The 23528-nt window shown below is 65.3% G+C and carries 25 protein-coding genes; 11 read left to right on the top strand and 14 right to left on the bottom strand.

From position 1 onward, the window contains the following. Nucleotides 1–230 precede the first annotated feature (230 nt). From icmH to NJF35_RS16440, 3 genes are all read right to left on the bottom strand, one after another. The gene (gene icmH, locus NJF35_RS16450) at nt 231–1109 is read right to left on the bottom strand and encodes a type IVB secretion system protein IcmH/DotU (protein ID WP_253081464.1); all 879 of its coding nucleotides are present in this window, start codon (nt 1107–1109) and stop codon (nt 231–233) included. Nucleotides 1110–1332: 223 nt separating this feature from the next. Further along, a complete protein-coding gene (locus NJF35_RS16445) occupies nt 1333–1698 on the bottom strand; it encodes a YbaN family protein (RefSeq protein WP_225789759.1) in 366 nt (121 codons plus the stop codon). A gap of 7 nt (nt 1699–1705) precedes the next feature. Next, a complete protein-coding gene (locus NJF35_RS16440) occupies nt 1706–2293 on the bottom strand; it encodes a YecA family protein (protein ID WP_225789758.1) in 588 nt (195 codons plus the stop codon). A 257-nt stretch (nt 2294–2550) separates the two neighbouring features. Between NJF35_RS16440 and recQ the strand changes: the two genes are divergently transcribed. Both recQ and NJF35_RS16430 read left to right on the top strand, forming a co-directional pair. Next, complete coding sequence (gene recQ, locus NJF35_RS16435) at nt 2551–4686, top strand: DNA helicase RecQ (protein WP_253081465.1); 2136 nt, start codon at nt 2551–2553, stop codon at nt 4684–4686. Nucleotides 4687–4824: 138 nt separating this feature from the next. Beyond that, complete coding sequence (locus NJF35_RS16430) at nt 4825–5262, top strand: MarR family transcriptional regulator (protein WP_225789756.1); 438 nt, start codon at nt 4825–4827, stop codon at nt 5260–5262. 89 nt (nt 5263–5351) lie between these two features. Here the strand turns inward: NJF35_RS16430 and NJF35_RS16425 are convergent, their stop codons facing one another. Beyond that, entirely contained in the window at nt 5352–7535 is a 2184-nt protein-coding gene (locus tag NJF35_RS16425; protein WP_225789755.1) for a patatin-like phospholipase family protein, read from the bottom strand. A gap of 67 nt (nt 7536–7602) precedes the next feature. Between NJF35_RS16425 and NJF35_RS16420 the strand changes: the two genes are divergently transcribed. Continuing rightward, nucleotides 7603–7884, top strand: coding sequence for a SelT/SelW/SelH family protein (locus tag NJF35_RS16420; RefSeq protein WP_225789754.1), 282 nt, complete (start codon nt 7603–7605; stop codon nt 7882–7884). Here NJF35_RS16420 and NJF35_RS16415 read toward each other — a convergent pair whose 3' ends face one another. Then, nucleotides 7885–8775, bottom strand: a complete 891-nt coding sequence (locus tag NJF35_RS16415) for a DMT family transporter (RefSeq protein ID WP_225789753.1) — start codon at nt 8773–8775, stop codon at nt 7885–7887. A gap of 119 nt (nt 8776–8894) precedes the next feature. Further along, nucleotides 8895–9659 (bottom strand): helix-turn-helix domain-containing protein, encoded by a 765-nt coding sequence (locus NJF35_RS16410; RefSeq protein WP_225789752.1) that lies wholly within the window; start codon nt 9657–9659, stop codon nt 8895–8897. A 168-nt stretch (nt 9660–9827) separates the two neighbouring features. On the opposite strand from NJF35_RS16410, the gene NJF35_RS16405 reads away from it, so the two are divergent. Further along, nucleotides 9828–10643: a UDP-2,3-diacylglucosamine diphosphatase gene (locus NJF35_RS16405; protein ID WP_225789751.1), complete on the top strand. Its 816-nt coding sequence runs from the start codon at nt 9828–9830 to the stop codon at nt 10641–10643. A 172-nt stretch (nt 10644–10815) separates the two neighbouring features. Here NJF35_RS16405 and NJF35_RS16400 read toward each other — a convergent pair whose 3' ends face one another. Then, complete coding sequence (locus tag NJF35_RS16400) at nt 10816–11127, bottom strand: DUF962 domain-containing protein (protein ID WP_253091269.1); 312 nt, start codon at nt 11125–11127, stop codon at nt 10816–10818. 155 nt (nt 11128–11282) lie between these two features. Between NJF35_RS16400 and NJF35_RS16395 the strand changes: the two genes are divergently transcribed. After that, entirely contained in the window at nt 11283–12335 is a 1053-nt protein-coding gene (locus tag NJF35_RS16395) for an AraC family transcriptional regulator (protein WP_225789749.1), read from the top strand. Nucleotides 12336–12351: 16 nt separating this feature from the next. Here NJF35_RS16395 and NJF35_RS16390 read toward each other — a convergent pair whose 3' ends face one another. Beyond that, nucleotides 12352–13806, bottom strand: a complete 1455-nt coding sequence (locus tag NJF35_RS16390; RefSeq protein ID WP_225789748.1) for a TrkH family potassium uptake protein — start codon at nt 13804–13806, stop codon at nt 12352–12354. A gap of 183 nt (nt 13807–13989) precedes the next feature. Between NJF35_RS16390 and NJF35_RS16385 the strand changes: the two genes are divergently transcribed. Next, entirely contained in the window at nt 13990–14547 is a 558-nt protein-coding gene (locus NJF35_RS16385; RefSeq protein ID WP_225789747.1) for a nitroreductase family protein, read from the top strand. A gap of 32 nt (nt 14548–14579) precedes the next feature. Here NJF35_RS16385 and NJF35_RS16380 read toward each other — a convergent pair whose 3' ends face one another. From NJF35_RS16380 to NJF35_RS16355, 6 genes are all read right to left on the bottom strand, one after another. Beyond that, the gene (locus NJF35_RS16380; protein ID WP_253091268.1) at nt 14580–15914 is read right to left on the bottom strand and encodes a sensor histidine kinase; all 1335 of its coding nucleotides are present in this window, start codon (nt 15912–15914) and stop codon (nt 14580–14582) included. 69 nt (nt 15915–15983) lie between these two features. Then, nucleotides 15984–16400: a Spy/CpxP family protein refolding chaperone gene (locus tag NJF35_RS16375; protein WP_225789745.1), complete on the bottom strand. Its 417-nt coding sequence runs from the start codon at nt 16398–16400 to the stop codon at nt 15984–15986. 167 nt (nt 16401–16567) lie between these two features. After that, nucleotides 16568–17245: a response regulator transcription factor gene (locus NJF35_RS16370; protein WP_225789744.1), complete on the bottom strand. Its 678-nt coding sequence runs from the start codon at nt 17243–17245 to the stop codon at nt 16568–16570. A 7-nt stretch (nt 17246–17252) separates the two neighbouring features. Next, nucleotides 17253–17639 (bottom strand): translation initiation factor 2, encoded by a 387-nt coding sequence (locus tag NJF35_RS16365; protein ID WP_253081468.1) that lies wholly within the window; start codon nt 17637–17639, stop codon nt 17253–17255. Between the two features lie 403 nt (nt 17640–18042). After that, complete coding sequence (locus NJF35_RS16360; RefSeq protein ID WP_225789742.1) at nt 18043–18342, bottom strand: YciI family protein; 300 nt, start codon at nt 18340–18342, stop codon at nt 18043–18045. Between the two features lies 1 nt (nt 18343). Then, nucleotides 18344–18940, bottom strand: coding sequence for a septation protein A (locus tag NJF35_RS16355; RefSeq protein ID WP_225789741.1), 597 nt, complete (start codon nt 18938–18940; stop codon nt 18344–18346). A 67-nt stretch (nt 18941–19007) separates the two neighbouring features. Between NJF35_RS16355 and NJF35_RS16350 the strand changes: the two genes are divergently transcribed. From NJF35_RS16350 to rluB, 5 genes are all read left to right on the top strand, one after another. Continuing rightward, nucleotides 19008–19868 (top strand): PHP domain-containing protein, encoded by an 861-nt coding sequence (locus NJF35_RS16350; protein ID WP_225789740.1) that lies wholly within the window; start codon nt 19008–19010, stop codon nt 19866–19868. A 13-nt stretch (nt 19869–19881) separates the two neighbouring features. Further along, a complete protein-coding gene (locus NJF35_RS16345; protein WP_225789739.1) occupies nt 19882–20511 on the top strand; it encodes an L-threonylcarbamoyladenylate synthase in 630 nt (209 codons plus the stop codon). A gap of 125 nt (nt 20512–20636) precedes the next feature. After that, a complete protein-coding gene (locus tag NJF35_RS16340) occupies nt 20637–21335 on the top strand; it encodes a segregation and condensation protein A (RefSeq protein WP_225789849.1) in 699 nt (232 codons plus the stop codon). A 21-nt stretch (nt 21336–21356) separates the two neighbouring features. Further along, the gene (gene scpB / locus NJF35_RS16335; RefSeq protein ID WP_225789738.1) at nt 21357–22121 is read left to right on the top strand and encodes an SMC-Scp complex subunit ScpB; all 765 of its coding nucleotides are present in this window, start codon (nt 21357–21359) and stop codon (nt 22119–22121) included. A 187-nt stretch (nt 22122–22308) separates the two neighbouring features. Further along, a complete protein-coding gene (rluB, locus tag NJF35_RS16330) occupies nt 22309–23373 on the top strand; it encodes a 23S rRNA pseudouridine(2605) synthase RluB (RefSeq protein ID WP_225789737.1) in 1065 nt (354 codons plus the stop codon). The last annotated feature ends 155 nt before the right edge of the window (nt 23374–23528 follow it).

The following is a 23528-nucleotide window of genomic DNA, read 5'->3' as shown; positions in this document are numbered from 1 at the left end:
GGCGACATCGTCGTCGAAGCTGACCAGCTCCAGGTGCAACGTGAAGGGTGTGCTGAGGGCTTCGTGGAGCTTGAACGACACCACCTCGAACAAGGCGTTGCCAACAAGGGGCTGGAAGCTGTAACGCAGATCGGATTGGCTAGGCATGGCAATTCTCGAAGGGCAATGGCCTTTGTTTGACGAGGTCAATCCCGCAACAACTTGATGCGGGGTTATCGAACAGTTGCCTGTTACTGCTGCAGAATGCCGTCGAGTGACTGTAATACCTCCGTAGTAATCAGGTTCAGACGGTAGCTGTAATAGCTATATATACCTGCCATGATCACAGCGGAGATCACCAGAGGAACCCACCATGGCAACTGTCGTTTCATACGAAAGTTACGAGGGGCGACGTTGCTCAATGGGTCGCACAGTTCTTTCGGGACCGGACCACGAAGTTCTCGAATCACTGCGTATATTTCGTTGAGCAGCGCTTGCAATAATTCGTCGCCCCTGGGCTCGATGGCGTACTTGCCTTTCAGGCCAAGGCACAAGCACAAGTAAGTGAATTCCAGAACGTCCTTGAAACGCTGCGGCTCCTGCATCATCTGTGACAGGATCTTGAAAATTTTCTCGCCACCTTGGGTTTCCTGGTGGAAATCACTCAGCAGTGGCCGCTCGCTCCAGATAGAGTTCTTGCCCCACGGCCTGCACATGACGATTTCATCGAGGTGCAGGCACAGTGCATATGAATAGGCCTGCAGTTGGGCGGGCTCATAACCTTTCTGGGCCATTTCCTCAAGGATGGCCGAAATCTGGTTGTGCACTTTCTCGCGCACTTCGACGATATGGGGAAGCGCGTCCAGTGTCCGTAAGCGCATCGCCAGTCCAAACAGAGGCATTGCGGCATCAACCATTGGGTTGGCGTAGCCACCACGCAACCGGAACTCGGGGTCGGCTGGGTAGCCTATGGGCTTCGATGGAGACCTAGGTGGGGAGGTGTCATGGGACGAGGGATTATTGATCCATGCGGATTCTTCGAGCAAAACCTGTACTCTGCTTTCAGTGACGTCATAAGCACGGCTTGCCGTATTGCTTTTCTTATTACGCAGATCGGTTTTATCGAACATGGGTGATCCTCATGAGCAGCCAGGGTGCTTAGGGTGAGCCTGAACACTAGCGAGGAATCACTTCTTGGGGGATTTTTAGCTTCCTAAAACTTTGTAGGATATTTCGCTATCTGAACTTCGTAAGGCGTTATTAGAAACAAGTGGTTTCAAATGCTAGGCGAAGTAAGAAATAGGCTGCCGAGTGGCGGGAAAAAACGATCGTTGTGAGGCACATGGAATTTTTTCAACCAGGCCGGCGCAAGGTCTTCTGTTTGAGAATATACAAGCTCACCAGCACCGCGCTGGCGAGCATGAAGGCGCGCGCCCAGAACAGCGGTACCAGGTAGCACGACAGGCTGATGCTGGCCCACATCAGGCCGATGGCGTAGACCTTGCCCCTGAGCGGGATGCCGGCGCCGCTCAGGTAGTCGCGGATCCACGGGCCCAGCTTGGGGTGATGGACCAGCCAATGGTGGAAACGCGGCGAGCTGCGGGCGAAACAGGCCGCCGCGAGCAGCAGGAAGGGCGTGGTGGGCAACACCGGCAAGAAGATTCCCAGCACCCCCAGCGCAACGCTGAGCCAGCCAATGGCCAGCAGCAGGTAGCGCACAGCCGGCTCAGTGATGGCGCGGCTTGAGCAGGGCCGGTTTCTCGTCAGGGGCGTGCAGCAGCAGGAACAGCGCGGTCAGTGCCTCGGGGATCTGCACGATCATGTCGTCCTGCAGGCTGGCATTGCTGGCGATGTCGGCGAACTCGGGTTGTTCGTCGAACAGGCCCGAGCCGACCATGATCGGCAGCAGCATCTCGCTGACTTCCTCCTCGGCGTTCTCGAACCAGGCTTCCTCCCGCAGGAAAACGCCTTCCATGAAGCCGATGCACCAGCCGCGCAGGTCGGAATCGTCCGGCTCGTCGGTCAGGTCCAGGTCGCAAGGCAGCTCGAATTCGTCGTCGCTGGCCAGCTGGCGGCCGATATGCGCCTTGAGCGCCACCAGCGTGGCCTCGATCTCGGTGCGCTGGGCTTCGCTGGCGTAGTGGGGCTCTTCGGCGAACAGCGCGTCGATCCACTCGCGCTCGGGGACGTCTTCCGAGCAGATCGACAGCGCGGTCAGGTAGCCATGGGCGGCGACGTAGTCCAGCGCTTCCTCGTGCAGATCGTCGGCGTCGAGGAAGGCTTGCAGGCGGGTCAATTGCTCGGCGAAGGACATTACAGGGCTACCTTGGGGGAATAAACGATAGTGAATTCTAGCACCTTGCGGCGGATGCGGGGCAAAGGGAACGTCTGTCGCGGGAAGATCCCGGGGCACCCTGTGCAGCCGGGCAGTGGGGTATAATCCGCGATTTTTCATCCAGGGGCGCCGTTTCCCGGTCCTCCGGCAAAAGCCGCTTACGCATTCACGAGTGTGGGCAGCGGGTTTTTCGTCCAGCCTGTGTCCAGGATGGTATGGCGATTTTGGAGTGTGCAATGCTCGAACAGGCTCAGCGTGTCCTCAAGGATATCTTCGGCTACGACAGTTTCCGGGGGCGCCAGGCAGCGATCATCGAATGCGTGGCCAGTGGCGGCGATGCGCTGGTGCTGATGCCCACCGGTGGTGGCAAGTCCCTGTGCTTCCAGGTGCCGGCGCTGTTGCGCCCAGGCCTGGCGGTCGTGGTCTCGCCGCTGATCGCGCTGATGGATGACCAGGTCGCTACCCTCGACGAGCTGGGCGTAGCCGCTGCGTCGCTGAACTCGACCCTGAGCCCCGAGCAGCAACGCGAGCTGGCCGGGCGCCTGCGCCGCGGCGAGGTGAAGCTTTTGTACCTGGCGCCGGAGCGCTTGGTGCAGCCGCGCATGCTGGAGTTCCTGCGCACCCTGGACATCGCCCTGTTCGCCATCGACGAGGCCCACTGTGTCTCGCAATGGGGCCACGACTTCCGTCCCGAGTACCTGCAGTTGGGCCAATTGGCCGAGCTGTTCCCCCATGTGCCGCGCATCGCCCTGACCGCCACGGCCGACATGCGCACCCGCGAAGAGATCGTCCAGCGCCTGCACCTGCAGGGGGCCGAGCGTTTCCTGTCGAGTTTCGACCGGCCGAACATCTTCTACCGCATCGTGCCCAAGGAGTCGCCGCGCAAGCAGTTGATGGCGTTTCTCGGCGAGCGGCGGGGCAACGCCGGTATCGTCTACTGCCTGTCACGCAAGAAGGTCGACGAAACCGCCGCCTTCCTCTGCGAGCAGGGCTTCCCGGCCTTGCCCTACCATGCAGGCCTTGCCGCCGAGACTCGTTCGGCCAACCAGCACCGCTTCCTCAACGAGGAAGGGCTGATCATGGTCGCCACCATCGCCTTCGGCATGGGCATCGACAAGCCCAACGTGCGCTTCGTCGCCCACCTGGACCTGCCCAAGTCGCTGGAAGCCTACTACCAGGAAACCGGCCGTGCCGGCCGTGATGGCCTGCCGTCCGACGCCTGGATGGCCTACGGCCTGCAGGACATGGTGATGCTCAAGCAGATGCTGCAGAACTCCGACGGCGACGAGCGCCACAAGCGCATCGAGCAGCACAAGCTCGACGCCATGCTCGCCCTCTGCGAGGAAACCCGCTGCCGCCGCCAGGCCCTGCTGGCGTATTTCGACGAGGTCCTCGAGCAACCTTGCGGCCATTGCGACAACTGCGTCGACCAGATCCAGACCTGGGACGCCACCGAGCCGGCCCGCCAGGCATTGTCGGCGGTGTACCGCACGGGCCAGCGCTACGGCGTCGGCCACCTGGTCGACGTGCTGCTGGGCAAGGACACCGAGAAGGTGCGCAACTTCGGCCATGAGAAGCTTTCGGTGTTCGGTGTCGGCAAGGCCATGGCGGAGGTCGAATGGCGTTCGCTGTTCCGTCAACTGGTGGCCCGTGGCTTGGTGGACATCGACCTGGAGGGCTACGGCGGCCTGCGGCTGTCCGACAGTTGCCGGCCGCTGCTGCGTGGCGAAGTGAACCTGCAACTGCGCCGCGATCTCAAGCCGCAGGCCGTGGCCAAGGCCTCCGGCGGCAGCCCGGCCAGCCAATTGGTGCGTGGCGAGGAGCGCGAGCTGTGGGAGGCCCTGCGTGCCCTGCGGCGCAAGCTGGCCGAGGAACACAGCGTGCCGCCGTATGTCATCTTCCCCGACTCGACGCTGCTGGAGATGCTGCGCAGCCAGCCGACCAGCCTCGCCGAGATGGCCCAGGTCAGTGGGGTCGGTGCGCGCAAGCTGGAGCGCTACGGCCAGGCCTTCCTCGAGGTGCTCAACGGCGGCAGCGGCGAAGCGGCGCCGAAGGTGGTGCTCGACCTGCGTCACGAACTGGTCAGCCTGGCTCGCGCCGGCATGACCCCGGCACAGATCGCCGGCCAGCTCGACTGCACCGAGAAGAATGTCTACAACTTGCTGGCCGAGGCCATCGGCCGCCAGGAACTGAGCCTGGAGCAGGCCCTGGATCTGCCTGAGGACCTGTTGATGGAGGTGCAGGACACCTTCCTCGATGGCGAAGGCGAGTTGCCGCCGGTGTCTGCGGTGATCCCGCAGTTCGGGTCGCGGGTGCCGGAGGGGGTACTGCATTGCGTACGGGCGGCGCTGGCGGCGGAGTTCGAACTCTGATCGCCGGCATTTCGGCCATCCGCTGACCTTTGTCATCCTTTTTGACGATTATCGGACGTTTCCGGGCTGGCGAGCCTTGCCTGTTGGCCCGGGGCATGGTTAGCTGACTAACAATTAGTTCTATCCATAGAGTTGCTTATGCCCCTGACCGACAACCAACACCGCTTCGGCATGCAGCTGGCGCAGATGTCTCGCGGCTGGCGTGCCGAGCTGGACCGCCGCCTGGCTGGGCTCAATCTGTCCCAGGCCCGCTGGCTGGTGCTCCTGCACCTGGCCCGTTTCGAGGAGGCGCCGACCCAACGCGAGTTGGCCCAGAGCGTGGGCGTCGAAGGCCCGACACTGGCACGTCTGCTCGACAGCCTGGAGAGCCAGGGGCTGGTGCGTCGCCAGGCGGTGATGGAGGATCGGCGGGCCAAGAAGATCTTGCTGTGCCCGCCGGCCAAGCCGTTGATCGAGCAGATCGAGACCATCGCCAATGCCTTGCGGGTGGAGCTGTTCACTGGGGTCGACGAGGCCGACCTGGAGGTCTGCATGCGGGTGCATGCCAAGATCCTCGCCAATCTCGAGAAGTCCTGAGCTTCGAGCTACAAGCTTCAAGCGGCAAGCCACAAGAACAAGCGGATCGATGTTGCCCACGCGATCCGTTTTTTCTTGCAGCTTGCCGCTCAGAACGTGTGCCCGAGGTTGAGGTATACCGCCTTTTCGTGCTCGCTGTTGGCGCCGTAGCTGAGGTTCAGCGGGCCCAGCGGTGTCTCCAGGCCGAGGAAGATGCTCGCCGCATTGATGTAGCCACTGTCGAATTCGTTGTCGTTGTTCCACGCCCGTCCGCGTTCCAGTGATCCGCCCAGGTACAGCGGGAAGTCCAGCGGCAGGTAGGCCCGAGGGGTGAGGCGGCGGTAGTAGACCATGCGCACCAGGCTCATGTTCTGGCCGGATACCGAGTCCTGGCGAAAGCCCGACAACTGCCGGGCGCCGCCAAACACGAAGCTCGAGGTCACCACCTCCGTCTTGTCCAGGGTACGGCCGTATTGCCCGCCCAGTACCCAGGTGTTCGGGCCGATGCTCAAGGCCTTGTCCAGGTTGAAGATCCATTGCCGGTAGTTCTCGTCCGAATCCAGGGAGGTGTCGTACTTGCGCAGGCTCAGGCCGATCTCTTCGCCGCTGTGGGGGAAGTACAGGTTGTCGAGGGTGTCGAACGAGTACTTCAGCTCGTAGAAGCCCTCGTTGAAACTGACCTTGGGCAGGTCCTGGTCGCCGATGCGCACCTCGGCCTCGCCCCAGGCCTTGCCCACGCCCAAGCGCACCTCGCCGTAGGTGCCGATCTGCCGACCGAGGTTCAGGCCGAAGCCGTAGCGCTCCAGGCGGTACTCGGCGATCGGGTCGTTGTCCAGGGTCGCCTCGATGTTCTGCGAACCCAGGTCCAGGTAGGGCGCGATGAAGTAACGCGAGCCCACGTCCAGGGGCTGGTAGAACTCGCTGTAGAGCTCCTGCTGGTCGCCGATCTGGGCGCGGGTCAACCATTCCGCGCCCAGCCGGTTGATGCCGTTGACCCGGTAGCTGGCGCCCAGGTTGAAGGCGCTGTCGCCGCGCATGTCGTCCGACAGGTTCAGCCCCAGGCGCAGGTAGTCGGTGCCGCCACGCTTGCCTCGGGCGTTGATCACCAGCGTGTTGTCGTCACCCTTGTGCACCACCCGGTACTGCACCCGGTCGAAGTAATCCAGGCCGTAGAGCGTGCCCATGTCGGTCTGCAGGCGGTCGAGCTCCAGCGGCTCGCCCAGGGGCTGGCGGATGTAGTAGCGGATCACGTCGTCGCTGACCTTGGAGTCGTTCTCCACCTTGATCGCGGTGATGACGGGGGTGCGTTGGCGCGGCGAACGGGCGATCGCCAAGCCGCTGTCGCCCTCCTGGCGCAGCGCGGCCAGGCGTGCATCGAGCGCGCGGGTGGCGCGGTAGCCGGCGTCGATCATGTCCTGGGCACGGCCGAAATCGGTCACGCCGAACGCCGCCAGGGGCGGTTCGATGAGGATGTCTTCGCTGCGCAGGCTGGCCAATTGCTCCTCGGAGTTACGCCGGGTCATCAGGGTGATCGACTGGTTGAGCACATCGACCACCGTGGCCAGTTGCTTGCGGTCGCGCAGGGGTGTGCCGATATCGACCACGATGGCCAGGTCGACACCCATGTCGCGGGCCACGTCCAGCGGGATGTTGTCGACCATGCCGCCGTCCACCAGCAGGCGGCCGTCCAGCTCCACCGGGGCGAACACTGCCGGGATCGACATGCTGGCGCGGATCACCTGGGGCAGGTGGCCGCGGCTGAACACCACCTTCTCGCCGCTGGCGATGTCGGTGGCCACGGCGCGGAAGGGGATCGGCAGCTTGTCGAAGTCGCGGGTGTCGGCGGTGTGGGCCAGCTTGCTCTCCAGCAGCAGGGACAGGTTCTGGCCCTGGATCACGCCCAGGGGCAGGCCGAGGCTGCCATCGTCGCGAAAGCTCAGCTTCTGCTTGACCAGGAAGTCACGGTCGTCCTGCTTGCGCCGGAACGGTACGTCCTTGCGCGGCGGTGCGTCGGACAGGGCCTGTTGCCAGTCGAGGGTCCTGGCCAGTTTCTCCAGCTCCTCGACGCTATAGCCGGAGGCGTACAGCCCGCCGATCACCGCGCCCATGCTGGTGCCGGCGATGGCATCGATGCGCACCCCCTGTTCCTCCAGGGCCTTGAGCACACCGATATGCGCCAGGCCGCGGGCAGCGCCGCCGGACAGCACCAGGCCGACCTTGGGCCGGGCGGGTTCCGCAGCCAGGGCGGTGAAGGAGGTGAGCGTCAGCAGGAGGCAGAACAGCAGGCGGCGCATCGTGGGTCTCAAAGCGGTGGGCAAAGACCGCTAGTATAAGCGGCCACCCACCAGGAGAGGTCCACCCATGGCCAATACCAAGCCAGAAATCGTTATCACGTATTGCACCCAGTGCCAGTGGCTGCTGCGCGCTGCCTGGCTGGCTCAGGAGTTGTTGAGCACGTTCGCCGACGACCTCGGCCGGGTGGCCCTGGAGCCGGGCACCGGCGGGGTGTTCCGCATCACCTGCGATGGTGTGCAGCTCTGGGAGCGCAAGGCCGATGGCGGCTTCCCCGAAGCCAAGGTGCTCAAGCAGCGGCTGCGCGACCATATCGATCCGCAGCGTGACCTGGGCCACAACGATCGTTGATCAGGCGCCTTCGGCCATGGGCCGTTGCCGGGGCGGCTGCTCGGCGGCCAGGCGGCTGGACAGCACGATGGCGACGATGATCAGCACGCCGCCGGCGAGCATGCGCAGGGTCGGCGTTTCGGCGAACACCACCCAGGCCATGGCGATACCGTAGACCGGCTCCATGCCGAACACCACCGCGGCGGTACGCGCCTTGATCACCGCCAGGCTGGCGACGAACAGGCTGTGGGCGACGCCGGTGCAGAAGATGCCGAGCAGGGCGATCCACAGCCAGTCCATCGGCGTGACGACACCCAGGCCGGGGGCGGCCACCGGCAGCAGGCACAGGGCCACCACGAGGTTCTGCCACAGCGCCGCCTGTACCGCCGGCAGGCGCCCGGAGCCTGCACGGTTGACCAGCGACAGCAGCGAGAACAGCAGGCCGGACAGCAGCGCCCAGAGCAGCCCGCCGGTGGCCTCGCTGGCCAGGTCGAACTCGGGCGTGACCAGCACCAGGCCGATGCTGACCAGCAGCACCAGCAGCGCTTCGTTGCGGCGGATCCGCTCGCGGAACAGCAGGCCCTCGAGGATCACCGTGAAGGCCGGGAAACTGGCGAAGCCCAGGGTGGCGATGGCCACGCCGCCGACCTTGACGGCGACGAAGAAGCTCACCCAGTGCCCGGCCAGCAGCACGCCGCCAAGCAACAGGCGGCGCAGGTCGTGACGCTTGAGTGGCTGCCAGCTCTGGCGCGCCAGGCTGGCGAACAGGCCCAGGGCGAGCACCGCGAAGGCGGCGCGGCCGAAGACGATGATCGCGGGGCTGGCGCTGGCGGCCAGTTTGCCGAAGACGCCAGTGAGGCCGAAGAACAGCGCGCCGATGTGCAGGGCGCCGAGGGCGGTGCGGTGGTTCATGGTCATCCTTTGTGACAACGGTCGTTGACCCTGTATGTCCATCTTCAGGTTCGAGGGGCTCTCGCGGTGGGGTGTCAGTCTACGAGCATGGCCAGCGGGTGTCTGTCGCCATCCTCGCGTCAGTTGTCGTCAGGCTCGCGGCGCAAGGCCATGGGTGAGTGGCCGAAGTCTCGGAGCATGGCGGCACTGAAGGCGCTCTGCGAGCTATAACCGACCTGGGCGGCGATCTCGCCGACCGGCAGCTGGGTTTCCTTGAGCAGGCGACGAGCCTTGAGCAGGCGGCGCTGGCGGATGTAGTCCATGGGTGTCAGGCCGCATTCGGCGGTGAAGCGCGCATGCAGGCGTGCCGTGGAGAGGCCGGCCAGGCGGGCCAGATCGGCCACTTGCAGGGGGTAGGCGGCATGCTGCTCGATATGGGTATCGAACGCCGCGTAGGGCAGGCGCCGTTGCGGCACGCCGGGCGCGGCATGGGCGTTGAGGCTGGCCAGCAGCAGGGCCGCGCCCTGGCGGGCGATCAGCGGGTCGTCCACGGGGCTGGCGGCGAGCCAGTCCACCAACTGCTGTTGGCGGCTGTCCAGGCCCAGGGTGCCGGGGCGATCGAGCAGGCGGCGGCTGGTGTCGGCGTGCTCGCCCAGTTGTTCGCGTAACCAGTGTTCGCCCGGGATGTCCAGCACCAGGCAATGGCTGCCGGCCGTACTGCCACAGGTATGGTGGGTGCCGGCCGGCACCACCATCAGGTCCTGGCGGTCGATCCGTGCGCCGCGGCCTTGCACCTCGAAGTCCAGGCGCCCGCGCAGGCCGAACACCAGTTGTGGGTGCTCATGGCTGTGGGCGATCAGGTCATCGCGGTAATGGCGCAGGGAAAGGAGCGGGCCTGTGTGCATGGGGGGCCTCCTGGGCAGGGCACCATTGTACACAGCGGGCGGGGCCTGATCATTGGCAAGCCGGTTTCCACAGCGCTTTTGCCAACGCACGACCAGCCGTCACGCGACTGCCACCAGCCTGTCACCTGGACCTGCCAGTCTCCAGCAAACAGCGCCGGAGGCCACCCCATGACCCACGTCGAACTCGCCCGCCCGTCACGCAAGCAGCGCGTGCGCACCCTGTGGATCTCCGACGTGCACCTGGGCACCCGGGATTGCCAGGCCGAGCACCTGTCGCATTTCCTCAAGCGTTACCAGGCCGACCGCCTCTACCTGGTCGGCGATATCATCGATGGCTGGAAGCTGCGCGGCGGCATCTACTGGCCCCAGGCACACACCAACGTCATCCGCCGCCTGTTGACCATGAGCAAGCGCGGTACCGAGGTGATCTACGTCACTGGCAACCATGACGAATTCCTGCGCCGCTACTCGAAGCTGGTCCTGGGCAACATCCAACTGGTGGATGAGGCGGAACACCTGACCGCCGATGGCCGGCGCCTGCTGGTGATCCATGGCGACCAGTTCGACGTGATCACCCGCTACCACCGCTGGTTGGCCTTCCTCGGCGACCGCGCCTACGAGTTCACCCTGGTGCTCAACCGCTGGCTCAACCACTGGCGGGCCCGTTATGGCTATGGTTACTGGTCGTTGTCGGCGTACCTCAAGCACAAGGTCAAGGGCGCGGTGAACTTCATCAGCGATTTCGAGGACGCCATCGCCCACGAGTGCACCCGGCGTGGCTTCCATGGCGTGGTCTGCGGGCACATCCACCATGCCGAGATCCGCCAGGTTGGCGCGGTGGAATACCTCAACTGCGGCGACTGGGTGGAATCCTGCACCGCCCTGATCGAACACTGGGATGGCAGCATCGAGCTGTACCGCTTCGCCGAGGCCCAGGCGCGCGAAGCCGCCGAGCGGCAGGTCGGGGTGCAGGAAGCGGTGTAGGTCTCGTTAAGGGGCAGGTCCATGCCTACTTTTGCCCGCGAGCAAAAGTAGGTCGCCGTAAAGGCGAAAAGCATCAGTGGCATCACCGCCGCGAATGGATATTCACACCATCTCAATAGTGGTGGGGAGATGCAGTGACGAGCTGCAAGCTCCTGACCAGCTGGTCACCTCTCTAGAGACCGATCTTGCCCCGCAAAATATCGCGAAACATGGCGAAGTCGCCGATCAGGCTATACAGCGGATGGCTGAACGTCGCCGGACGGTTCTTCTCGAAGAAGAAATGCCCAACCCAGGCAAAGCCATAGCCTGCCACGGGCATCGCCAGCAGCAACCACCAGCTCCCACTGGCAAAGGTATAGGCCAGCAGGGCGATGACCAGGCTGGTGCCGACGAAGTGCAAGCGACGGCAGGTGGGGTTGCTGTGCTCCCCCAGGTAATAAGGGTAGAACTCGGCAAAACTGCGGAACTGCGCTCTGCGGTTCATGGCTGTGCTCCCGGAGGATTCGCGTTCTGGACAGGATACACGGCGTGGAGCCTGATTCGAGTCTAGAGTCATTGGCGGAGCCGGCCAGTGACAATAGGCGCCAAATGAGTATCCTTTGGGTTCACCGCAGGAGCGGTCAGCACAAGAAGCCTGTCATGAGTGAAAGAACCACGTCAGCCAGCTGGGCATCAGGGATCGTCAAGGCGCTCGAGCTGGAAGGGCTCGATTGCCGGGCCATGTTCAAGCAGCTCGGGCTGGACTTCGCCGCCCTCGACGACCCGGACGCACGTTTCCCCCAGGACGACATGACCCGCCTTTGGCAATTGGCGGTGGAGCTGTCCGGCAACGAGGCCATCGGCCTGAACATGGCGCGGGTGGTGCGTCCGGCCTCGTTCCACGTGGTGGGCTATGCGCTGATGTCCAGCCGCACCCTGGCCGAGGGCTTCGAGCGCCTGGTGCGCTACCAGCGGATCATCGCCGAGAGTTCCGACCTGAGTTTCCGCCTGGAGCCGGACGGCTATGTCCTGACGCTGACCGTGCACGGTGACCATCTGCCCCCGACCCGCCACAGCGCCGAGGCGTCGCTGGCCTGCGCGTTGTCGCTGTGCACCTGGCTCAGCGGGCGGGCGGTCCAGCCGCGGCGGGTGCTGATCCAGGGGCCGCAGCCGAAGAACGTCGAGCCGTACAAGGTGGCCTTCCATGCGCCGCTGGTGTTCGGTGCGCCCCATGATGCGTTGGTGCTGGAGCGTGCCGACATGGAGGCGCCGCTGCCCACCGCCAACGAGGCCATGGCCATCCTGCACGATCGCTTTGCCGGGGAATACCTGGCGCGTTTCTCGGAAAGCCGGGTGACCCACCGGGTACGCCAGGTGCTGTGCCGCATCCTGCCCCAGGGCGAGCCCAAGCGCGAGACGGTCGCCCAGGCCCTGCACCTGTCCCAGCGGACCCTGCAGCGCCGCCTGCAGGAGGAGGGCACGAGCTTCCAGGCCTTGCTCGACGATACCCGTCGGGAGCTGGCCGAGCAGTACCTGGCCCAGCCCGGCATGACTTTGCTGGAAAGCGCCTACCTGCTGGGGTTCGCCGATCCGAGCAATTTCTTCCGGGCGTTCCGGCGCTGGTTCGACGTCACGCCCAGCGAGTACCGTGCCCGCCTCGGTGCCGGGGCGGCTTCGTTCGCGCCCCCGTTGCAGCGGCACGCGCCCCACTAGCGGGGCGTATCCTGGGTCAGTGACGCCAGAATGCCGGCATGCACAAGACCAGCACCGTGATGATCTCCAGGCGGCCGAGCAACATGCCGCCGGCGAGGATCCACTTGGCCGCGTCCGGCAGGCTGGCATAGTTGCCGGCCGGGCCGATCACCTCGCCCAGGCCAGGGCCGACGCCCGAGACGGTGCCGGCGGCGCCGGTCAGGGCGGTCATCCAGTCCACGCCCAGCAGTGACAGCAACAGGGCGATGATGCAGATGGTGATGGCGAAGAAGAACGAGAAGGTCAGGATCGAGCGTACGATCTCCTCGTCGAGGCGGTGGCCGTTGTACTTTTGCTTGATCACCGCGCGCGGGTGGATCAGTTGGTTGAGGTTGGCCTTGAGCAGGATGTAGGCCACCTGGAAGCGGAAGATCTTGATCCCGCCAGCGGTCGACCCCGAGCAGCCGCCGATGAAGCCCAGGTAGAAGAACAGCATCAGCGAGAAGTTGCCCCACAGGCTGTAGTCGCCCAGGGCGAAGCCGGTGGTGGTGACCACCGAGGTGACGTTCAGTGCCACGTGGCGCAAGGCGTCGAGCCAGGGCAGGCTGGTGGTGGCCCAGTACCAGGTGCCAAGGACGACCCAGGTCGCGACCAGCAGGCCGAGCAGGCCCTGGACCTGCTGGTCCTTGAACAGTGCCTTGCGGTGCCCGCGCAAGGTGGCCACGTACAGGGTGAACGGCATGCTGCCGAGGATCATCACCACCACCGCGACCCAGTGCACCGCCGGCATGTCCCACTTGGCCAGGGATTGATCCGAGGTGGAGAAGCCGCCGGTGGAGATCGCCGACATGGCGTGGTTGACGGCGTCGAACGGGGTCATGCCGGCCCACCAGAAAGCCAGGCTGCCGAGCAGGGTGATGCCGATGTACACCAGCACGATCGACTTGGCGACCATGTGCGAGCGTGGCATGACCTTCTCCGAGCGGTCCGAGGACTCGGTCTGGAACAGGCGCATGCCACCGATGCGCAGCAGCGGCAGGATCGCCACCGCCATGGCGATGAAGCCGATGCCGCCGAGCCAGTGCAGCATCGAGCGCCACATCAGGATCCCTGGCGACATGTTGTCCAGCCCGCTGAGCACCGTGGCGCCGGTGGCGGTGATGCCGGACATGCTTTCGAAGAAGGCGTCGGTATAGCTGATGTGCTGGGTCAGGAGCAGGGGCAGGGCGGCGAACACGCACACCACCACCCAACTGCTGACGGTCAGCAGGTACATGTCGCGAGGCCGCAGGCGCACGTGTTCGGGGCGGCCCTGGATGACCATGGCCAGGCCGGCGACGAAGGTGATCAGGCTCGACCAGAGGAACGACGGCATGTCGCCGGTGCGCTCGAAGATCACCAGGGTCGCCATGGGCACGACCATGCTGACCGCCAGGGTGATCAGGAAGATGCCGATGATGAAACCAATGATCCTTAAGGTCGGCAACGCCATGTGATCTGCTCTGACTCGAAACGGAAGGGCGCCATTCTACCTGTGGGTCAGGCAGCTGCAAGCGACAAGCTGCGAGCTGCAAGAAACAGCGGGCTGTGCATGGCCGGCTTTTTCCTGAAGCTTGCAGCTTGTCGCTCGCAGCTTGAGAATGGCCGCACATTTCGTTTGCCAGGAGGGTAGCCTATGGAGGCTCTCGACGCATTGCTCAACCGTGTTTCCGTGCCACGCCTCACCGACCCGGCGCCCAATGCCGCCCAGCGCGAGGCGCTGTTCCAGGCGGCGCTGCGTGCCCCGGACCATGGCCAACTGCGCCCCTGGCGCTTCCTGACCATCGAGGGGACGGGCCGGGAAAAGCTCGGTGAGCTGTTCGCCGAAGCCGTGCAGAACAAGGGCGATGCCAGCCAGGCCGCGCTGGACAAGGCGCGCGCCATGCCGCTGCGGGCGCCCCTGCTGGTCGTGGTGATCGCACGCCTGCAGGATCATTTCAAGGTGCCCAAGTCGGAGCAGCGCCTGGCCGCGGGCTGTGCGGCACACGGTATTCTCATCGCTGCCCATGCCCAGGGTATCGGCGCGGTGTGGCGCACGGGCGACATGGCGTTCGATGCCCATGTGCATCGGGGGCTGGGCTTGGCGGACAACGAGGAGCTGATCGGCTACCTGTACCTGGGCACGCCGGTGAGCGAGCCGCGGACCGCGCCGGTGCTGGAGACTGCCCAGTTCGTCAGTGCCTGGGGCGAATGAGGGTTTTGGGGGCCGCTTCGTGCCCCCGGGATTCAACTGCCCATCGCCTCGGCCAGGGGTAACTCCAGCCTGGCGATGAAGCCCCTCTGCGGGTGATTGCTCAGCACCAGGCTGCCCCCATGGCGTTCCGCCGCTCGCCGGGCGATGGCCAGCCCCAGGCCGTGCCCTGGCGCCTCCTGCCCCGGTGCGCGGAAGAAAGGCTCGCCCAGTTGCGCCAGGTGCTCCTCGGCTACCCCAGGGCCATGGTCGCGCACACTCAGTACTACGCGGTCTTGTTCACGGCTGGCACGGATCTCGATCGGTTTCCCCGGCGGATTGAAGCGCAAGGCATTGCGCAGCAGGTTGTCCACGGCACGTTCGATCAGCGTTGGCCAGCCCTGCAAGGTCAGGCCGGGCGTGGCTTCCAGGCGCACGTCCTGCTCCGGGGCGCTGAGCTGGGCATCCTTGCGCACGCTGCCGAGCAGGGCGTTGACGTCGACAGCCTCGCTGTGGGCTTGTTCGGCATCGACCCGGGCCAGGGCGAGGATCTCGCTGATCAGGTCTTCCAGGCGGTCGCACTCGCGGGTCAGGCGTGGCCATAGCGTCTGGCGCTGCTCGGGGCCGGCGCGCTCGGCCAGGGCCAGGGCGATGCGCAGGCGCGCCAGGGGCGAGCGCAGTTCGTGGGACACATCGCGCAGCAGCTGGCGCTGGCTGCCGATCAGGCTCTGCAGGCGCGCCCCCATCTTGTTGAAGTCGTTGGCCAACACGCCGAACTCGTCGCGCCGGGCGGCCAGACGGGCCAGGCTGTGCTGCTGGTAGCTGGTCTGGCCAAGGTCGTGCACCGCGCCGCGCAGGCGGCTGAGTGGGCGGGTGATGGACAGGGTCACCAGCAGGCTGAACAGGGTCAGTACCACCAGGGCGATGCCCAGGGCACTGAGCGGCCAGAGCAGGCTCTCGCGGTGCCAGGCGTCCAGCGCCGGGTGGGGGATGCGGTAGATCAGCAGGTAAGTCTCGCCGCTATAGGGGCTGGTGTATTCCTCGGTCAGGCGACGCCAGGGCAGGCGACGCTGATCGTTGTGCTGGCGCGCCTCGAAGGCTGCGGCACGGCGCGGGAAGGTGCCAGGCACCACGGCCTCGCCGCTGTCGTCGAGCACCTGGACATCGATCTTGAAGCGCTGTTTGCGCCGTTCCAGGAAGTGCTGGGCGGATTCCCTGCCTTCCTGTTCGTAATGCCGGGCCCAGTGGCTGGCCAGGGTGTTCAGGCCAGGGTGGCGACTGAGGATCCAGGCGTCCTGGTTGAGCATGTGGCCGAGCAGGATCGACAGGCCGGCGACCAGGGTAATGGCCAGCCAGAAACTGGCCAGGATGCGCCAGAACAGTGAACGCAAGACAGGCTCCTCCAACGAACGGACAAAACCCGGCCCGCATGGGAGCGGGCCGGGCAGGGGGGTGACAGCTTACTGGGCCTTGCCGGCTTTTTCAGCCTTCCAGGCCTGGAACTCTTTCCACTCGGCCTTGCGTTCGGCACGTTTCTTCTGCAGTTCGTCGAACTTCTTCTGTTGCTCAGGCTTGAGCAGGCCGCGGATGTCGGCCTGGGTCTTGTCGTGGCTGGCCTTGAGCTCGTCCTTCAGGGCTTTCTGCTCGGCCGCGGGCAGTTTGTCCAGGTAGCGCTGGGTGATGTCGCGGCGCTGCTTCATCTGCTCACCCATCAGCTTGCCGATCTGCTGGCGTTGCTCGCGGCTCAGGTCCAGCTGGGCGAAAGGCGCGTCACCGCGATGATGCGGGCCGTTGTGGCGCGGGCCGCCGTCGGGCATGGCCATGGCTACGGTCGGCAGGGCGGCGGCGAACATCAGGGCGATAAGGGTCTTGCGCATGGTGTTTCTCCTTTCATGGGCCGGTGATTACCGGATGAGCCCAGTCTAGGGGGATCAAGGTCAAGGGCGGTCAGCGGACGGTAAAGGCTGGGTAAAGACAGCTTCAAGCTGCAAGACAAGAGCGGATCGGTGTCGGTCGCGTGATCTGCTTCTAGCTTGCAGCTTGGTTAGAGGCTGTAGTAGTAGCCCCGGCTGCGCAGGGCGACGATGCGAGGGCGGCCGTCGGCGTGTGGGCCGATCTTCTTGCGCAGGTTGCTGACGTGCATGTCCAGGCTGCGGTCGTACAGCGTCAACTTGCGTCCCAGGCCGACCTGCGCCAGCTCCTGCTTGTCCAGTGGCTCGCCCGGTTGGCGCAGCAGGGCTTCGAGGATGCGGCTCTCGGAAAGGGTCAGGGTCATCTCGCGCTCGTCGATGCTGACCACACCCCGTGCAGGGCTGAAGGTCAGGTCGCCGACCTCGACCTGGCTGCTGCTGGCGGCCGGGTGGCTGCGGCGCAGCACGGCGCGCAGGCGGGCAGTGAGCTCGCGCGGGTCGCAGGGCTTGGCCAGGTAGTCGTCGGCCCCAAGCTCCAGGCCGAGGATGCGGTCCAGCGGCTCGCCCCGCGCCGAGAGCATCAGCACCGGCAGGTCGGCATGCTCGCTGCGCAGCTGCTTGAGCAGCTCCAGGCCACTGCCGTCGGGCAGCATCACGTCCAGCACCACCGCCGAAGGGGCGTGCTCGGCCAAGGCCTGGCGCGCGCTCTGGCCGTCGTGGCAGGCGCGTACCGCAAAACCTTCCTGGACCAGCCAGCTGCCGAGCAGCTCGCAGAGTTCCTGGTCATCGTCAATCAGTAACAGCTCGCTCATGACTCACTCAATTCAACCATTGACGGCGTCTCCTGTGTCCGCCACTGGCAAAGATACCGCAGACGGCCGAGAACAGTGCAACGGCCGAACCGATCAGGAACCACAGCTGCTGGTCGGTCAGCAGGGCCTGGGCAGGGCTGGCCTGCAGTTCCTTGATCGCCAGCTTCAGGCGCTGGTTCTCCTGGCGCAGGCGGGTGAGCTGGGCATCCAGCCGCTCGCTGTCGGCGTTCTGCAACTGCTGGGCGAGCGTGGCGCGTTGCTTCTCGCTCTCTTCCAGGCGCTGTTGCAGCTCGGTGATGCGGGCACCGGCTTCCAGCGACAAGGGTTGCTGGGCAGTGGCGAAAGGGGACAGCAACAACAGGCAAAGCAGCAGGGACATCGGACCTTGACGCATTGGAACTCCTGATTCCTATCGGTTCAGGAGGTTGTCGGCCGTTCGTCGGAATAGATGAGCCGAAGGGCAGCGGTGGCTGCAGCTTGGGGCTGCCTTGCAGCCCATCGCTGGCAAGCCAGCTCCCACAGGATGGCGCAAGCCTCACGTTCAACGCTATCCCTGTGCAGGCTGTGTGAAAACCCTCCGAGCAATCGGGCTGTTCAAAAAATAACCTAAAAATCGCGCTTCTACGCGTATTCTGGGTGAGTTGAGCAGCCAAGCTTTTCCAGATTTCGCGTAGAAGCGCGATCCTGAAAAAGCATTGGAGGTTTTCACACAGCCTGTGTGGGAGCCGGCTTGCCGGCGATGGGGCGCGAAGCGGCCCCAAAAACGGCTCAGGCCGGCACCGAGGTCGTCTCGCTGCTCAGGGCAGGACCTGCTTGAACGGCTTGACCACGACCTTGTCGTAGACGCCCGCGGCGACGTACGGGTCGGCATCGGCCCAGGCCTTGGCCGCGGCCAGGGAATCGAACTCGGCGACGATCAGGCTGCCGCTGAAGCCGGCTTCGCCCGGGTCGTTGCTGTCGATCGCCGGGTGCGGGCCGGCCAGTACCACGCGGCCTTCGGCCTTGAGCTGCTGCAGGCGCTCGATGTGCGCGGGGCGGGCGGCCAGGCGCTTTTCCAGGGAACCTTCGACGTCGCTGGCAATGATGGCGTAGAGCATGTCAATCCTTGGGTTTGGAGGTGGAGGGATCGCTGTCGTGCAGGTGGCGCGAGAGGTACACGCCCTGGGCCACCAGGAAGATCACGGTCATGCCCAGGCTGCCGAACACCTTGAAGTCGACCCAGATGTCCTGGAAGGTGAAGGCGACGAACAGGTTGGCCGCGCCGCAGACCAGGAAAAAGCCGATCCAGGCCAGGTTCAGGCGTGTCCAGATGGCGTCGGGCAGGGCCACGGCATGGCCCATGATGCGCTTGATCAGCACCCGGTCGCCGATGAAGTGGCTGGCGGCGAAGCCCAGGGCGAACAGCCAGTTGACCACCGGGGCCTTCCACTTGAGGAAGGTCTCGCTGTGGAAGGCGAGGGTCAGGCCGCCGAACACCAGGCAGGCCACGAGGGTCAGCAACTGGCCTTTTTCCAGCTTGCCCTGGCGCACGAACAGCGCCCCGTAGACCACCAGCGAGCTGATGATCAGCACCGCCGTGGCACTGTAGATGCCGCCCAACTCGAAGCCATGGCCGGCGATTTCGAGGGGGCGCGGATCGAGCTTGTAGACGATGAAGAACAGCAGCAGCGGGATGAAATCGATGAATTGTTTCACAGTGGCAGCCAGAAGCGGGATGTGACGGCATAATATCAAACATCGATTCCAGCGAAAGCGCTCCTCCATGAATGTTGATCTGCACTGTCACAGCACGGCCTCCGACGGCGCCCTGTCGCCCTCGGCACTGGTCGCCCGGGCCCATGAGCACGGCGTGCGGACACTGGCGCTCACCGACCACGACACCATCGAGGGCCTGCCCGAGGCGCGCCAGGCCTGCCGCGAGCGAGGCATGCAATGGGTCAGTGGTGTGGAGCTGTCGTGCACCTGGGGTGGCGCCACCATCCATGTGCTGGGCTATCACTTCCCGCTCGACGCAGCGCCGCTGCTCGAGGCCATCGAGGCCTTGCACCGTGGCCGCTGGCTGCGCGCCGAGGAAATCGACCGGCGCCTGGCGGCCAAGGGCATGCCGGGCAGCCTCGAAGGCGCGCGTGCCGTGCAGCAGGCGCTGGGCGACAGCGACAACGCCCCGGCACGCCCGCACTTCGCCGAGTTCCTGGTGCGTGCCGGGCACGTCAAGGACCGCGGCGAGGCCTTCCGCAAGTGGTTGGGCGCCGGCAAGCTGGGCGACGTCAAGCTGCACTGGCCGACGCTCGAGGAAACCGTCGCGACCCTGCGCCAGTCCAACGCATGGGTGAGCCTGGCCCATCCCATGCACTACGAACTCACACGCAGCAAGCGCAGACGGCTGATTGCCGACTATATTCAGGCAGGCGGGCAGGCGCTTGAGGTGGTCAACGGGATGATGCCGGCCGAGCAGGTGGGCACGATGTCCATCCTCACCCGTGAGTTCGGTCTGCTGGCCAGCGCCGGCAGTGATTTCCACGGCCCCGGCACCTGGGGCGAGATCGGTGCCTACCGGCCACTGCCCGAGGACCTGCCACCTTTGTGGCGCCGATTCAGCCATGAACAGCCTATGGCGGTATGAACAGGACGACTACGTGAGCCAATTCTTCCAGATCCATGCGGAAAATCCGCAGGCACGCCTGATCAAGCAGGCCGTCGAGATCATCCGCAAGGGTGGCGTGGTGGTGTACCCCACCGACTCGGCCTACGCGATGGGCTGTCAGATCGGTGACAAGACCGCCGTGGAGCGGGTCCGGCGCTTGCGCCAACTGGACAAGAACCACAATTTCACCCTGCTGTGCTGCGACCTGTCGCAGATGGGCCTGTTCGCCAAGATCGACACGGCCACCTTCCGCCTGCTCAAGGCGCACATCCCCGGGCCGTACACCTTCATCCTCAATGCCACGCGCGAAGTACCACGGCTGTTGCTGCACGAGAAACGCCGGACCATCGGCCTGCGGGTGCCGTCCAACCCGATCGTCCTGGCCTTGCTCGAAGAGCTGGGCGAGCCGTTGATGAGCGTGAGCCTGATCATGCCGGGGGACGAAGAGCCGATGACCGACCCCTACGAGATCCGCCAGCGCCTGGAGCACCACGTCGACCTGATCATCGACGGTGGTTTCGGCGACCTGAAGGCCTCGACCGTGATCAGCCTGGCCGGCGACGAACCGGAAGTGATCCGCGTCGGCTGCGGCGACCCCGCGCCGTTCCTGGCGCTCGCGTGAGCCAGGTGGATGCGCCCGAGGCGCCGCCCAGCGACGCCGAGGCTCCCCAGCAACTGCAGTTGGCGCTGGTCTACGGCGAGGCGGTGACCGAGCTGCCGGTGGACCTGTACATTCCACCGGATGCGCTGGAAGTCTTCCTGGAGGCCTTCGAGGGCCCGCTGGACCTGCTGCTGTACCTGATCCGCAAGCAGAACATCGACATCCTCGACATCCCGGTGGCGGAGATCACCCGCCAGTACATGGCCTATGTCGAACTGATGAAGTCCGTACGCCTGGAGCTGGCCGCCGAGTACCTGGTGATGGCCGCCATGCTCGCGGAGATCAAGTCGCGCATGCTGTTGCCGCGCTCCAGCGAAGTGGAGGAAGAGGAGGGCGACCCGCGCGCCGAGCTGATCCGCCGCCTGCAGGAGTACGAACGCTTCAAGGCCGCCGCCGAGGGCATCGACGAGTTGCCCCGGGTCGGCCGCGAGATCGTCGTGCCGCGCCTCGACGCGCCCCAGGCCAAGGTGCGCAAGCTGTTGCCCGAGGTCAGCCTGGAAGAGTTGCTGGTGTCCATGGCCGAGGTGATGCGCCGCAACGACCTGTTCGAAAGCCACCAGGTCACCCGCGAGGCGCTGTCTACCCGCGAGCGCATGAGCGAAGTGCTCGAGCGCCTGAAGGGGGGCGGCTTCGTGCCCTTCGTCGAGTTGTTCACGGCAGAGGAGGGCAAGCTCGGCGTGGTGGTCACCTTCATGGCGATTCTCGAATTGGTGAAGGAATCGCTCGTCGAACTGGTGCAGAATGAGCCCTTCGCCCCGATCCATGTCCGTGCCCGGGCCGAGTGACAACGAGCCAGCCCCCATACGATGAACCTGAACGAACCCCGCGACCTGGCGTCGCTGATCGAGGCCTTCCTCCTGGCATCCGGCAAGCCGCAATCCCTGGAGCGCTTGTACGAGCTGTTCGAGGAAGCCGAGCGCCCGGCGCCTGCTGTCTTCCGGAAGGCCCTGGAGGTCCTGGGCAAGTCCTGCAGCGGCCGTGCCTTCGAGCTCAAGGAGGTGGCGACCGGCTACCGTCTGCAGATCCGCGAGGACTTCGCACCCTGGGTCGGGCGGCTGTGGGAGGAGCGTCCGCAGCGCTATTCCCGTGCCCTGCTGGAGACCATGGCGTTGATCGCCTACCGCCAGCCCATCACCCGCGGCGAGATCGAGGACGTGCGTGGCGTAGCGGTCAACAGCAACATCATCAAGACCCTGATGGAGCGCGAGTGGATCCGTATCGTCGGTTACCGCGAGGTACCTGGCAGGCCGGCCATGTTCGCTACCACCAAGGCGTTCCTCGACCATTTCAATCTCAAGAGCCTCGACGAGCTGCCGCCTTTGGCCGAGCTGCGCGAACTGGAGCCGGGGCCGTTGCTCGACCCCGACGAGGCCGCGGTGCCTGCGCACCTGCAGGCCCTGGCCGATGCCAGCCTGGGCGAGGAGGGCGAGGCTGCGCCGCCTGCCGAGGAAACCAGTTTCCGCACCCTGCTGGTGGAGCTCGATGCCATGGAAGAGGGGCTCAAGACCGATTTCGACGATTTGCGCGATGAGGCCCCGCAGGCCGAGGTCGAGGACGAACCTAAGTCGTAGGCGGTGCCGGCCCATTCGCGGCGGCCCGGCATGACCTGCCGAAAACCTTCGGGCGGAAAACCGGGGCGCGCGCAAGAAAACCCGCTAGTCTCCAGTGCGTTCGCCCGTCGAACCGCGTATGATGCGCGCCCCTTTGGCGCATCCGTCGCCAAGACCGATTTCACTACATACACCGGGAGGTGCCCAGATGAGTGACAAAGACCTGCAGGAAACCCAACCTACCCCGCCGTCCGGCGAAAAGCTGCAGAAGGTGCTGGCGCGCATTGGCGTCGGCTCGCGCCGTGATGTCGAGGCCTGGATCAGCCAGGGCCGGATCAAGGTCAATGGCGTCGAAGCCACCCTCGGCCAGCGCGTCGACCTGCACGACGCCATCGCCGTCGATGGCAAGCTGATCAAGCGCGTGGAAGCCGCCGAGGCGACCCGCCGGGTGATCATGTACAACAAGCCCGATGGCGAGATCTGCACCCGTGACGACCCCGAGGGCCGCCCGACCGTGTTCGACCGCCTGCCGCGGCCGAAGGAAGGCCGCTGGATCAACATCGGCCGCCTGGACATCAACACCACCGGCCTGTTGCTGTTCACGACCGATGGCGAGCTGGCCAACCGCCTGATGCACCCGTCCTACGAGATGGACCGCGAGTACGCGGTACGGGTGCGCGGCGAGGTCGACGACGACATGATCGAGCGACTCAAGGCCGGCGTGATGCTCGAGGACGGCCCGGCCAAGTTCACCGATATCCAGAAGGCTCCGGGCGGTGAAGGCTTCAACCACTGGTACCACTGCGTGGTGATGGAAGGCCGCAACCGTGAGGTACGCCGCCTGTGGGAATCCCAGGGCGTGGTGGTCAGCCGCCTCAAGCGGGTACGCTTCGGTCCGGTGTTCCTCAATGCCGACCTGCCCATGGGGCGCTGGCGCGAGATGACCCAGGGCGAGATCGACATCCTCGCCGCCGAGGTCGGGCTGCAGCCGGTGGCGCTGCCGGCATTGAACCTCAAGGCCAAGGACAAGCTCGAGCGCATGCAGCGCAAGTCCACCCGCCCGCTGGGGCGTGGCGAGCGTGTGCGTACCTTGCGTCCGGCCCATGAGGGCCAGGCCGAGCGTCCGGCGCGCCCTGCTCGCGAAGAGGCCGCACCGCGCAAGGGTGGTCGCGGTAGCACCGTGGCGGAGCGTCCGAGCGAGATGCGCAAGCGCCCGGCCCGGCCCGACGGCGACAAGCCCGTGGGGCGTGGTCGCGGCAAGCCGCGCGGCTGAGCAGCGATTGCCTGGGGCCGTTTCGCGCCCCTATTACGACACAAGGCCGCTCCCACAGGCACAGCGCTGTGCCTGTGGGAGCGGCCTTGTGTCGCGATAGGGGCGCAAATGGGCAGTCCCTAACTACCTGATCCCACAGATATTTCTTCAAGCAG

The organism is Pseudomonas guariconensis (assembly GCF_024127895.1).
Lineage (GTDB): Bacteria > Pseudomonadota > Gammaproteobacteria > Pseudomonadales > Pseudomonadaceae > Aquipseudomonas > Aquipseudomonas guariconensis_B.
Note: the sequence above shows the minus strand (reverse complement) of the source record. Positions and strands in the feature narration are given on the sequence as shown.